10 protein-coding genes are annotated in these 13,135 nt (G+C 61.6%); 9 read left to right on the top strand and 1 reads right to left on the bottom strand.

The window, feature by feature from the left end; genetic code table 11:
* Positions 1-247: 247 nt before the first annotated feature.
* Positions 248-2,227 carry a TadE/TadG family type IV pilus assembly protein gene (locus B9A15_RS01835; RefSeq protein ID WP_170923131.1) on the top strand — a complete coding sequence of 660 codons (1,980 nt, stop codon included), beginning with the start codon at positions 248-250 and terminating at the stop codon, positions 2,225-2,227.
* A 97-nt stretch (positions 2,228-2,324) separates the two neighbouring features.
* On the opposite strand, the gene B9A15_RS01830 is transcribed toward B9A15_RS01835, so the two are convergent.
* The gene (locus tag B9A15_RS01830; RefSeq protein WP_084408244.1) at positions 2,325-2,810 is read right to left on the bottom strand and encodes a Pycsar system effector family protein; all 486 of its coding nucleotides are present in this window, start codon (positions 2,808-2,810) and stop codon (positions 2,325-2,327) included.
* 627 nt (positions 2,811-3,437) lie between these two features.
* Between B9A15_RS01830 and B9A15_RS01825 the strand changes: the two genes are divergently transcribed.
* From B9A15_RS01825 to B9A15_RS01790, 8 genes are all read left to right on the top strand, one after another.
* Complete coding sequence (locus B9A15_RS01825; RefSeq protein WP_084408243.1) at positions 3,438-4,943, top strand: hypothetical protein; 1,506 nt, start codon at positions 3,438-3,440, stop codon at positions 4,941-4,943.
* 420 nt (positions 4,944-5,363) lie between these two features.
* A complete protein-coding gene (locus B9A15_RS01820) occupies positions 5,364-5,861 on the top strand; it encodes an ureidoglycolate lyase (protein ID WP_084408242.1) in 498 nt (165 codons plus the stop codon).
* Positions 5,862-6,165: 304 nt separating this feature from the next.
* Positions 6,166-6,627: a MarR family winged helix-turn-helix transcriptional regulator gene (locus tag B9A15_RS01815; protein ID WP_170923130.1), complete on the top strand. Its 462-nt coding sequence runs from the start codon at positions 6,166-6,168 to the stop codon at positions 6,625-6,627.
* Between the two features lie 55 nt (positions 6,628-6,682).
* Positions 6,683-7,273 carry an ANTAR domain-containing response regulator gene (locus B9A15_RS01810; RefSeq protein WP_084408240.1) on the top strand — a complete coding sequence of 197 codons (591 nt, stop codon included), beginning with the start codon at positions 6,683-6,685 and terminating at the stop codon, positions 7,271-7,273.
* A gap of 1 nt (position 7,274) precedes the next feature.
* Positions 7,275-8,408 carry a CmpA/NrtA family ABC transporter substrate-binding protein gene (locus B9A15_RS01805; protein ID WP_084408239.1) on the top strand — a complete coding sequence of 378 codons (1,134 nt, stop codon included), beginning with the start codon at positions 7,275-7,277 and terminating at the stop codon, positions 8,406-8,408.
* A gap of 353 nt (positions 8,409-8,761) precedes the next feature.
* Positions 8,762-10,150, top strand: coding sequence for a CmpA/NrtA family ABC transporter substrate-binding protein (locus tag B9A15_RS01800; RefSeq protein WP_210190462.1), 1,389 nt, complete (start codon positions 8,762-8,764; stop codon positions 10,148-10,150).
* Between the two features lie 86 nt (positions 10,151-10,236).
* A complete protein-coding gene (locus tag B9A15_RS01795) occupies positions 10,237-11,331 on the top strand; it encodes an ABC transporter permease (RefSeq protein WP_084408238.1) in 1,095 nt (364 codons plus the stop codon).
* Between the two features lie 20 nt (positions 11,332-11,351).
* The gene (locus tag B9A15_RS01790) at positions 11,352-13,121 is read left to right on the top strand and encodes an ABC transporter ATP-binding protein (RefSeq protein ID WP_084408237.1); all 1,770 of its coding nucleotides are present in this window, start codon (positions 11,352-11,354) and stop codon (positions 13,119-13,121) included.
* Positions 13,122-13,135: the final 14 nt, after the last annotated feature.

Below are 13,135 nucleotides of genomic sequence, written 5' to 3'. Positions count from 1 at the left end.
CCGACTGATTCAATCGGGCTCCGTATCAAACCCTGCGCGGCGCTTGAGCGGGTTGGAAATCCGTTTCGCAAAGCGATCAAACGCGTTTCGTATGAAAGCGCCAATCCGGCACCGCGATTTTCGAGAGAAAATCTGCACGCCCTGGGTGAGGACGAGGCCCGGACGATATCAAGAAAGAATATTGTATTCTTAAATGCTTATAAGCTTTTAACGCATAGCATGCGCTCCACCGGCCATGGAGCTTTGCATGATGCACCCTGTCGCCCTCGTCCGCCGTTGGCTTCGCGACGCCAATGCGAATGTCGCGATGATCTTTGCCCTCGTTCTTCCTATTCTCGTGCTCGGCGCAGGCTCCGCGGTTGATTTCGGCGGCGCGGTCATGGCCGAGCAGGAAATTCAGAGCTCGATCGACAAGGCGGCGCTCGTGGCGGCGCGACGGGCCGGCGCACTCGACGAGCAGGGGCTGAAGTCCATCGCCGACGCCTTTTTCTTCGAGAATATCAGCGACGAACGCCGCCAGGATACGGTTCTACGTTACGAAGGGATCGAGAAGATCGCCGGCAACCGCGTCCTGACATTGTCGGCGACGCGGAACTACAAGGCTCTTTTCGCCAATGCGCTGCGATATGTGTCGAATGGCACGCTCAACTGGGATCCGCTTCCGATTACGGTGAGAACCCAAATCGTCATCGAGAATCGCTCGATCGACATGGCGCTCGTCCTAGACAATTCTGGCTCGATGGCATGGGCTGAAGGCGTTCCCAACACTTCGGCGCCCAATGGGCAGTCCAAGCTCGACAAGCTGAAGGATGCGGCGGAGAGCTTGGTCAAGGATCTGATGGCCGTTAATTCCGAGGCCGTCGGCGAACCGCCGGTGCGCATCGGCATCGTGCCCTTTTCGAGCGCGGTGAATGTCGGCAAGGCTTATCAGAATGCCGATTGGATCGACCGCTTCGGCGAATCCTCGATTCATCACGAGAATCTCGATTGGGGCCGTTGGCAGGACTACGACGGAACCAAACTCGCCAAGAAGGAGGGACAGCGATGGGTGCGAGTTTCCGACGGCCAGATTCTCACGCGCCAATGGCTATACGATAACGCCAAGGTCGTGTCCGGCTATTCGACATGCGGATGGAAGAATTGGGCCAAACGGTGCTGGCCGGTCGCGTATCGAACCTATCAGGACGGTCAGCAGCGCTTTCCTGGCGGCTGGGCCGGATGTGTCGAGGCGCGTCCCGGCGGGTTGGCCATCACCGATGCCGCGCCGTCGAGTTCCAATCCAGATACGCTCTTCGTCCCCAGTTTTGCGCCTGACGAGCGGGGCTACTGGTCCGGTCTCGACAACAACTATCTGCCCGCGATGTTCGACGGCAATTACATGGAACCGGAGTCGATCAGTTCGTATGATTGGTCGAGAACGGCGCCGAACCAGGAAGCCAATCCGCGCTACGGTGTGGCCAATGACAGGGAGGACGTCGCTCGCGGCTCGCAGGCCGACGTCAACAAATACCTGATGAGCACCGAGCGTAACTTGAAATCCATGACTGACGGCGGACCGAACAGTTCCTGCAACTCGAAGCCACTCACGCCGCTCAGTGTATCCGAAAGCGCCGTTCAGACTGCCTTGGGGGAGATGCAGGCCGCAGGCGCGACCAACATCCCGGAAGGGCTGGCCTGGGGTTGGCGTCTGGTCACTCCGACGCAACCCTTCACCGAGGGCAACAGCTGGAGCGAAGAGAGCAATCTGAAGGCCATCGTTCTGATGACCGACGGTGAGAACACGCTCAATCCGAGCTATAGCAATGGATCGCCCGTCGACGTCGACAATGAGAACAACTCGATCTACAGCATGTTCGGCTATGCGACGGTTCAGGAGCCGCGCGGCAACACCAAGGATGGTCGACTGTTCACCACCGCGCCCGGCACATCGAGCGGCAAGCGCGGCGCCGATCTGAACGATCGCATGAACAAGATTACAAAGGCGCTTTGCCAGAATATCAAGGACGATCACCGCGAACCGGACGGAACGGACGGCGTCATCATTTTCACCATCGCCTTCGACGTGTCCGATCAATCGCCGACGAAGTCGCTTCTGGAAGACTGCGCGTCCTACGGGCTGACGGATCCGACGAAGAAGCTTTATTACGATGCGGCGAACAAGGACCAGCTGATCGCCGCCTTCGGCAAGATCACCGAAGAGGTCTCAAGCCTGCGGATCGCGCGATAATCGACTGGAGCGCCGGCCGTTTCGGCCGGCCCCTCGACACTGGAGATTTCAAGCCGACGACCCTTGAGTCACCGCCTGCGACAAGCGGCACGGCCGTTCATCCGGACGAAACGAGCATCATCACATAGCTGGCTACGACGACCAGCATGGACCGGAAAGCGAAACGAACCAGGCGATATTTCGCTTGGCAGATATCGGCGAGCGTCCGGGTGTTCTGAAGATAATCGTCGAAGACGAAACTCGGATCGTCGCTCTTGCGGGCCTCGCAAAGCCGTTCGCCCGCTTGCGGCCAAGCACCCCAAAAAAGGACGCTCGAGCCAGGCCGAGAGCGCGGCAGCACCACGCAGATGGCGGAAATCAAGGCGCAGAGAATGGAGCCCATCAAGGTGAAGCTCGCGATAAGCTGCACGAAACCTGCCGCGCTCAGATGCTCCAGGCTGAAGGATCGCCGCGTTTCGGCCGACCAGACCACGAGGGCCAGCACGAAAGTGAAGATATAAGCCGCCTTCTGATCGGCGGTCTTGATCTGATCGGCGAAAACCCGATTGGCTTCGACGAGATGCACGAGATGCCTGTCCGACATCCGACACTCCAAGGCTAGCGCCATGCCCCAGAAGGCCGAGCCTCGTCCTCGGGTGAAGGCGACGCTCTAATCGAACCTGCCAGACGAGGGAGCGCCAGCCATGCTCGGCTTCCTGGCTCCTTCGTCCCACGCGCTCGCTTCAAGCGATTGATTGTCAACGCATCGGACGAACCGTTCCGATCCCCTTCGATGCTCTGAAGCGGAGCATTGACCCAATGCTGCGGCAAAGTCCGTAGCGGCGACGACACGCTCGACAGCTTTTGTCGACCCTGTTCCAGCCCACCAGACGGAACTCACAGACATCGCCTCCAATGACATCGCGCGAGCGATGCCGCATCAGCGCCGGACCGGCACGTCGATCAACTTCGTCGACAATTTGAACTCAGCAGGTAACCCTTTGCTCGGCATCATAAAAAGGCCGCAGCCCCGTCAATCGAATTTTGAAACTCCGAGCGATAGTTTGAGACGATATCCGCGCACCGAATCCTTCGTTCGATGCCGCGTTGTCGCTTGAGCTACGAAAAAACCGCTCGGACCTGTCTTTCGGTGCTCGCGCATCCGAGGAGACGGCGCGAACGGCAGTTTACGTCACATGCTGCTCTTAACGCAGAGAGATTGGATCGCTCCATGAAAGAGTGTTTCGTCGAATTCGAGATCAAGGGGAACACGATCCGGGTCGTGGCAACGCTCGACAAGGGCGTCTTCAAGGTCCGCGCCGCGATCAATGGCATGGCGGCCGAGCAGCCCGAGGAGATCGAAGCCTATCTCCCCTATGTCACGCCGGACATTCGCGACAAGCTCGACCTCATTCTCTGTATCGATGGCTGCACCGCCGAAGGCATCCCCTTTGCCGCGCCACGTTCGGGCGAGGACAATCTGGACGCCTTGCAGAGGCTCGTCCTCGCAGCTTGCCACAGCGAAAACCCCGAGGATGCGGCCGATTTGATGCGTTTTGCGGTTCCGCCGCGGGTCATAGAGCGGGTTCAGGCGATCGCTACGGAGACCGCGGATCGGATGACGGCGACGGAGATCTGCGAAAGCGCCTCGGCAATCTTCGAGAAGCTGCACGCCAGTGCGACCCATGCATCGAATGCCATCCGCAACAAACGATCGCTGTTTTCCTCCAAACCCTTTCAGGCGATCGCGAAAGACCTCGAGACGATCAAACAGCGGTTTGGCGGCGACATGGCGTTTTTTGCCCTGCCCGCCGTTCCGACGCATCCGAACGAGCGGGAACGCGACGGGCTTTCCACCCGGTGGGATCGCCTTGCCCATCACGCCCATGGGATCGAAGCGGCCTATCGCCAAGGTCCAGGCTCCATGCCCTTCGCCTGGCTCGTCCATCTGTTGAAGACGAGTGTGTTCCGAAGTCTCTTGAGCGAGCGCGTGATACCGAAGGCAGAAGCCATCTGGCGCGAGCGCGGCGAGAAGATCGCCGAGCTTCTCGTAGATGTGGCCGAACTCAAGCCTGCTCACTCAAATCCGACGGCCGGCTTTCGAAGCGGCGGCACCCGGGCAAGCCGAAGCCGCTTGAGCCAACATCGACAGAAGCCAGCCAAGGCGCGTCCCCTCCACGCTGCCAGCTTCAAACCCACAGAGAGCGTCCCTCTGGCCGAGATCGAGCGCGAGGCTTTTGCGCGTTTCGAAGCAAAGCGTCCGAAACCCGATATGCCGGAAGCCTTGCCCTCTCCAATCGCGAAAAAGCCGAAGGAAAGCGCGGAACAATTCGCCCATCGCGAGAGGGATCGTCAGAACGCCGCCATCCAATTCGTCGCCCGCCGGGCGGGCGAGGCGGTCGCCGACCTCATCGAAATGGCGATCGCCGGCGCCGAGATGAGCCAGGCGACCTTCGACCAGGCTCATAAAGCCTTATCCACCCTGATCGCCCGATACCCGCCAATGACCACCCCGCTTCGAAAGCTCCTTGCCCGGATGGAGGAAAACGCCTTCGTCACGCAGGACGCCGATGACGAAGCGCTCGGCTTTCTATCGGAGCCTCTGGAAATGGATGAGACGTTCGGCAGCGAAAGTTTCATTGACGGGATCGAACATCTCATCGGATCGCCAAGCTTCGAAGACGGGCCCGAGAGCCTCGCGAGCGAACGAGAGGATGCGCTCGCAAGGACCGCCTGATCCTGATCGGTCGCGTCGAACGGAACGTCGGCGATCCTCTTTCAGTGGTCGCCGCCAATAGGCGCGTCATAGCGTCCGGTGCTTTTAGTCCCACCGCGTCGATTCATAAATGAACGCCGTGTCTGCAGGCTCAAAAGTGAAGGCAAGCCCCCTGGACGCTTCGCTCTCCTCCCGCTCGAAGAGCCAGGGGACCCGTGCCGCCCCCATCTGAAGCGGCAATCGGGTCTAGGCAGACCAAGCCGCATACCGCGATCCTTTTGCGATTGTGAACGGCGTTCGGGCGTGAGTCCCTAGCCCTGAGGGGCCGAGGATAACGAACGGTATCAACGTTTCGATCAGTCGACAGCCCTTTCCATCTGGTGCGAAATCCGTTTGATCGCTTCGCGATACGGAGTTCGCACCAGATGGAAAGGTGAGGATATGAAGCCGCTTTTGCCGATCACCCTGACCGCCGACGCCTTTCGCCCTTTCGGCGAGGTCATTGAAACGGACAACGCCTCGGAAATCCACCTCATCAACAAGGGCACGACGACCCGTTTTCACGACATCGCGCCGGTGGACGTGTCTGACAAGGGCGGCCGCCCGATCATCTCGATCTTTCGCGGCAAGCCGTTCGTCCTGCCGATCCGCATAAGCATGATGGAACGCCATCCGCTTGGCAGCCAAGCATTCATGCCTCTGGCGGGCAGGCCCTATCTCGTGGTCGTGGCGCAAGACATGGCGGGCCGGCCCGGAGAGCCACAAGCCTTTCTAGCCTCCGAAACTCAGGGCGTATCCTACGCTAAGGGCACCTGGCATCATCCGCTGCTGGCTCTTGGGGATGTCTCGGACTTTCTCGTCCTGGATCGAGGATCGAACGACGCCAATCTGGAAGAGGCCGACTATCCCGAACCCTACGCGATCAACGCCTTGACCTAAAACGGACAGGCACTGCTTCGACCGTGTTCGGCTCTTGCCCCCCGCTCGGCGGTCGACGATAGGCGGGATATCATCGAGATCGCGTGCCTGACGTGAAGAATCGAACATGAATTATTCGTATGAAAACCTCGATCGCTACTTCTGTTTGCGATTTTCGCGTAAGTTCGCTTCCGATGAAAGATCGAACGCGCTATTGCGATTTAGTCGATGATCCGTGCTCGCGTGGGTCTCCAAGATGAGGGGAACCCGGGGCCTGTCTTCGGCGTGTCTTTCGTGGATGGCGTATGGCGTTGAGAGCGGTGCGATGAAATCGGATATGGACAGCGAGACGGTCTCGGCGGAACGAATTTCGAGCCTGCTCGAGCAACTCGCGCGCCGAATGCATTCGCAAGGCTACGCCGCTCGCCTCTTCCCGGCGCAATGGGCGGCCTTGCGCTATGTGAACTCGGCGCCGGACCATCTGCGAACCGCGATCGACCTCGCGAGATTTCAAGGCCTTGCCTCCGGCGCTGTCGCCCGAACGGTCAGAACGCTGATCCGTAAAGGCTTTCTCGAAAAGCAGGGAACGATCGGACGCGGCCGTGCTGAGCGGCTAGCCTTGACCGAAAAAGGGCGAGTGCTTTTAAAGCGCGACCCTTTAAGCGGGATCGTCGAGGCGGTCGAAATGTTGGAGGATGCGGAGCGCCAGACACTGCAACGCAGTCTTCAGCTTCTCCTGCGCTCGACCGGTGGGCCGATCGACGACGCAGAGAAGCCCAGCGATTAAGCAGGCTCAAACTTTCGGCATTGCGGCTATTTCGCGCCCGTGCATAAATCCGGTCATGAGTCCGGCTTTGACGATTCTGGTAGTCGACGAAAATCGCGCAAGGGCGGCCATCATCGAGGAAAGCCTCCTCGAGGCCGGCTACGCCCGCGTCGAGGTCGTCAGCGAGATGTTCGGCCTCGTCCGGCGCATTGAGGAGATCAATCCCGACGTCATCGTCGTCGATCTCGAGAACCCCAATCGCGATCAGCTCGAACACTTCTTTCAGATGTCACGATCGGTGCAACGGCCGATCGCCATGTTCGTCGACCGCTCAGATTCGGCCTCCATCGAAGCAGCGGTCGAAGCGGGCGTCTCCGCTTATGTTGTGGACGGGCTGAAGAAGGAGCGGGTCAAGCCCATTCTCGACATGGCGATCTCGCGCTTCAACGCCTTTCATCGCCTCAGCCGCGAATTGGAGGAGGCTCGATCGGAACTGGCCGACCGCAAGGTGATTGACCGGGCCAAGGGCATCTTGATGGATGCCCGCAAGATCACGGAAGACGAAGCCTATCGCCTCCTGCGGCGCAGCGCGATGAACGAGAACCGCCGCATCGCCGACGTCGCCAAAGCCCTGGTCAGCGCCTACACACTTTTGGGGGACAGCTGAGATGCCTGGTCTCGACGACGTTCATGCGGGCTATCTGCCGCTCCTCGACGGAGCCGTTCTCGTCACGGCGGCGCGCCTCGGTTTCGCCGAGGACCACGGCATCCGGCTCCATCTCCACCGTGAAATGTCCTGGGCAACGATCCGGGACCGGATGGGGGTCGGCCATTTCGACTGCGCCCATATGCTGGCGCCGATGGCGATTGCCGCCAATCTCGGCATAGCGCCGCTTTCGGCGCCCGTCGTCGCGCCGATGGTCCTGGCCCTCGGCGGCAACGCCGTCACCGTTTCGCCGCTCCTCGCCGAGCTGATGGCCGAGACAGGCTGGCGGGACGACGGACCGGCCGCCGCCGGCATGGCGCTCGCCAAAGCGCTTGTGCGCCTTGAACGCAGCGCCTCGCGCCGTGGCCGCTTTGCGGTCGTCCACGCCCATTCGTGCCACAATTACGATCTGCGCTATTGGCTCGCCGCCTGCGGGATCGAACCCGACCGCGAGGTGGACATCACCGTCGTACCGCCGCCGCTGATGCCCGATGCGATCGCCTCGGGCCAGATCGACGGCTTTTGCGTCGGCGAGCCCTGGAGCACGATCGCCGTGCGTCGCGGCGCTGGCCGGATCGTGACGACGAAGGCCGAAATCTGGCGGCGCAGCCCGGAAAAGGTGCTGGGCGTTTCAGCCCGTTTTGCCGCTGAACGGCCAGAGGTGCTCGATCGGCTGATCCGCGCGCTTCACGACGCGGCCGTGTGGTGCGATGCGTCGGAACACCATGCCGAACTCGCCGACCTCCTGGCCGACGCCGGCCATATCGGGGTCGCGCCTCGCGATCTCGTCCCCGCCCTGACCGGGCTTTTGGAGGTGGCGCCGGGCGAGGCGCAGAGCATCGAGGATTTCATGATCTTCGCTGCCGACGACGCGAACCGCCCTCGCCTGTCCGATGGTTTTTGGATGCTGAGCCAGATGGTGCGCTGGCGTCAGGTCACCGAGTCCGATGCTGCGCGACATGCGGTTCGCACCGTCTTTCGACCTGATCTCTATGACAAGGCACTGAGCCTTGAGCCGAGCGACTCGGCAATCAAAGAAGCCACGCTGAATGATCAGAATCATTGGCCCGAAGGTCTCTTCGATCGCTCCAAATGATACGGAATTGGGCAAGTCGACTGCCTCAGAGATCTCCAAACTGACCAAACCTTGAGCATAATTTATCAGCGACTATTTTTTCTGCGCTTTTCTCGTCTGTTGCATTGCAACGCAGTTGTGGCTGCCGTATAGAAGGTTTCCAGAGACAGGTCGAAGACGGCTGAAGTCTCCCAGGTCCAAAACGGACCGAACCGGCGCCCAACGGCGGACGCCACCACGGCAAAGGCTGCCGACCCTTCGAGTGAACGCGAAGTTCGATCTTCGCGACCGGATGGTCGGGCAGCCTTTTTTCTTGACCTCTACATGATCTCCCGGTCGCGCGAGCGAGTCCGGCAACAGGAGAGCTTTGCCTGATGTTCCATCCGTCGTCGATCAACCGCCGTATGCTTTTGGGCGCCTTCGCCGTTCTGGCGCTTGCCGGCACTTCGACCTCGGCGATGGCCGAGATGATCTTTCCGGAAAAGGCGGAGCTGACCTTCGGCTTCATCAAGCTGACCGACATGGCCCCGCTCGCCATCGCCAAGGAGAAGCACTTCTTCGAGGACGAGGGCCTTTACGTGACGCTCGAGCCCCAGGCGAACTGGAAGGTTCTTCTTGACCGAGTCATCACGGGCGAGCTCGACGGCGCGCATATGCTGGCCGGCCAGCCGCTGGCGGCAACGATCGGCTACGGAACCGAAGCCCATATCGTCACGCCCTTCTCGATGGACCTCAACGGCAACGGGATCACCGTCTCCAACGCTGTCTGGGAAGAGATGAAGCCGAACATCCCGACCGGCGCCGACGGCAAGCCGGAGCATCCGATCTCGGCGGCGGCGCTGGCGCCGGTCGTCGAGCGCTACAAGTCGGAAGGAAAGCCCTTCAATATGGGCATGGTCTTCCCGGTCTCGACCCACAATTACGAGCTACGCTACTGGCTCGCCGCCGGCGGTCTCAATCCCGGCTTCTATTCGCCCTCCGACACCTCCGGTCAGATCAAGGCCGACGTTCTCCTCTCCGTCACCCCGCCGCCGCAGATGCCGGCCACCATGGAAGCCGGCACGATCCAGGGCTATTGCGTCGGCGAACCCTGGAACCAGGCCGCCGTCTTCAAGGGCATCGGCGTTCCGGTCATCACCGATCACGACATCTGGAACGACAATCCCGAAAAGGTCTTCGGGATGACGGCGAAATTCGTCGACGAGAACCCGAACACGGCGATCCTCGTCACCAAGGCGCTGATCCGAGCCGGCAAATGGCTCGACGAAAATGACGGCGCCAACCGCGCCGAGGCGGTCGAGATCCTCTCCAAGCCCGAATATGTCGGCGCCGACGCCGAGGTCATCGCCAATTCCATGACCGGCACCTTCGAATATGAGAAGGGCGACAAGCGGCCGGCGCCGGACTTCAACATCTTCTTCGACAAATTCGCGACCTATCCCTTCTATTCCGACGCCGTCTGGTACCTCACCCAGATGCGTCGCTGGGGTCAGATCGCCGAGCCGAAGGACGACAGCTGGTACGACGAGGTCGCCAAAAGCGTCTACAAGCCGGACATCTACCGGGCCGCGGCCGACGCACTGATCGAGGACGGTCTGATCGAGGCCTCCGAGATCCCCGGCGAGACGGACGGCTACAAGCCGGCGACCTCTGCCTTCATCGACGGCATCGAATATGACGGCAAGACGCCGAACGCCTATCTCGCCAAATTCGGGATCGGCCTGAAGGGCGACGAGACCGTCGCGAGCCTTGCTTCCAACTGACGATGCCGGACGGGGCGCCGCCAGACGGGCGGCGTCTCCTCCCAACGCTTCATCCATCCTTCTCAAGACGTGACAGGTCGTTCCCCATGGCTCTCGCCTCCGACTTCGTGGACGCCGCATCAAGCGCCGAAGAGCGCCGCGCAGCCAAGCGCGAAAACCGCATGATGCGCATCTCCCGTTTGAGCAGCCCCCTGACGGCCATCGGCCTTGGCTGGGCGGTCCCCCTGATGAAGATCGCCGCCGGCGACGATCCGCGCTCAAACATGAAGGCCATCTGGCAGGGATTGATCGTCCCGATCCTGGGCATCCTCGCCTTCCTGGCTCTCTGGGCAGCGCTCGCGCCCCAGGTTCAGACTTCCCTCGGCTCGGTGCCCGGCCCGGTTCAGGTGGCCGACCAGATGGGATCGCTCTATGCCGATTGGCAGCGCACCCAGGCCGACAAGGCCGCCTTCTACGAGCGCCAGGAAGCGCGCAACGAGAAGCTGATCGCGGCCGGCTATGCGGATCGCGTCCAGATCCGGCCCTATACCGGCGCGCCGACCTATCCCGAACAGATCCTGACGAGCCTGAAGACCGTGTTTCTCGGCTTTCTGCTCGCCACGATCGTCGCCGTTCCACTCGGCATCGCCTGCGGTCTGTCGAAGACGGTCAATGGCGCGCTCAACCCGCTGATCCAGATATTCAAGCCGGTCTCGCCGCTCGCATGGCTCCCGATCGTCACCATGATTGTCTCGGCGCTCTATGTGAACGCGTCTGATGCCCTGCCGAAGTCGATGGTGGTCTCGGCGATAACTGTGATGCTCTGCTCGCTCTGGCCGACCCTCATCAATACGGCTCTCGGGGTCGCCTCGATCGACAAGGACCTCGTCAATGTCGGCAAGGTTCTGCAGCTGTCGACGACCAAGACAATCACCAAGCTCGTCCTGCCCTCGGCCATGCCGCTGATCTTCACCGGCCTTCGCCTCTCGCTCGGTGTGGGCTGGATGGTGCTGATCGCCGCCGAGATGCTCGCCCAGAATCCGGGCCTTGGAAAGTTTGTCTGGGACGAGTTCCAGAACGGCTCCTCGGACTCGCTCGCCCGTATCATCGTCGCGGTCATCACCATCGGCATCGTGGGCTTCGCTCTCGATCGCATCATGGCCGCCCTCCAGGCCGCCTTCACCTTCTCCTCGACCCGCTGACCTTGAGGGAGCTTGCGACCATGACCCATGCCTCCCCGATCATCGAGATGAAGTCGGTGTCGAAGTCCTATGGCGAGGGCAAGACCCGCGCCGAGATCCTCAGTGGCGTCGACCTGTCCGTGAAGGAAGGCGAGTTCGTCGCGATCGTGGGCTTCTCCGGCTCGGGCAAGACGACGCTGATCTCGCTGCTGGCGGGCCTGATCGCGCCGGATGAGGGTGACATTCTGATGCGGGGCGCGAAGGTCGAAGGCCCCGGCCCCGAGCGCGGTCTGGTCTTCCAGTCCTATTCCCTGATGCCGTGGCTTTCGGTGCGCGGCAATGTGGCTCTCGCCGTCGATTCCGTCTTTGCCAAAGCCCCGAAGGCCGAGCGCCAGGCCCTCGTCGAGAAATACATCGCAATGGTCGGCCTCTCCCATGCGGCCGACCGCAAGCCGGCGGAACTGTCCGGCGGCATGCGCCAGCGCGTCTCTGTCGCCCGAGCGCTCGCCATGAAGCCGGAGATCCTGCTTCTCGACGAACCGCTGTCCGCTCTCGACGCCCTGACCCGTGCCAAACTCCAGGACGAATTCGCTGCGATCAGCCAGGTTGAGAAGAAGACGATCATCCTGATCACGAACGATGTGGACGAGGCGATCCTTCTCGCAGACCGCATCATTCCGCTCGACCCCGGCCCCCGCGCCAAGCTCGGGCCGTCATTTTCCGTACCGCTCGCCCATCCACGCGAGCGCACGGCGATGAACAGCGACGAAACCTTCAAGCGCCTGCGCCGGGACGTGACCAATTATCTGATGGAAAAGGGCCGCCATGCGAGTGAGGAGGCCGGCGATGCGGTCGCCTTGCCCAATGTCGTCCCGATCAGCCTCGACGCAAAGAAGCGCACCCCGTCACCCGATCTCCCCGCAGCCTATCTGAAGGCCGCCCATTCGCCGATCGAGCGCGGCTTCGTCGAGTTCTTCGAGGTCCGCAAGACCTATCCGACGCCAAAGGGCCCGCTGACCGTCGTCGACGGCTTCGACATGAAGATGGAGAAGGGCGAGTTCATCTCGCTGATCGGCCATTCGGGCTGCGGGAAGTCGACGGTCCTGTCCATGGCGGCGGGGCTCAACGACATCTCCTCCGGCGGCATCGTTCTCGATGGGCGCGAGGTCTCGGGCGCCGGGCCCGATCGCGCCGTCGTCTTCCAGGCCCCCTCCCTCATGCCCTGGCTGACGGCGCGCGAGAATGTCGCCCTCGGCGTCGACCGGGTCTATCCGAACGCAATGCCGGCCGAGCGCCGCGACATCGTCGAGCATTACCTCCACCGCGTGGGCCTCGGCGATGCCATGCATCGCCGCGCCGCCGATCTCTCCAACGGCATGAAGCAGCGTGTGGGCATCGCCCGCGCCTTCGCCCTGTCTCCGAAGCTCCTCCTGCTCGACGAGCCCTTCGGCATGCTGGACAGCCTGACGCGCTGGGAGCTGCAGGACGTTCTGATGGATGTCTGGAAGCGCACCCAGGTCACCGCGATCTGCGTCACCCACGATGTGGACGAGGCGATCCTTCTCGCCGATCGCGTGGTCATGATGACCAACGGTCCGATGGCGAAAATCGGCAAGATCATGAAAGTCGACCTGCCGCGCCCGCGCAGCCGCAAGGCGCTTCTCGAACATCCCGATTACTACCTCTATCGCCAGCAGCTTCTGAGCTTCCTCGAGGAATACGAGACCGGCGCCCATGGCAAGAAGCCGGCCGAAGCAAACGACGCCGAAGCGGCCAAGGGCGAAAGCGGATCGAGGCAACAAGCCGCATGAGCCCTCAGTCTCCC

Origin of the sequence: Fulvimarina manganoxydans (genome assembly GCF_900176465.1) — a bacterium.
GTDB lineage: Bacteria > Pseudomonadota > Alphaproteobacteria > Rhizobiales > Rhizobiaceae > Fulvimarina > Fulvimarina manganoxydans.
This window is presented reverse-complemented; position numbering and strand designations above follow the sequence as displayed.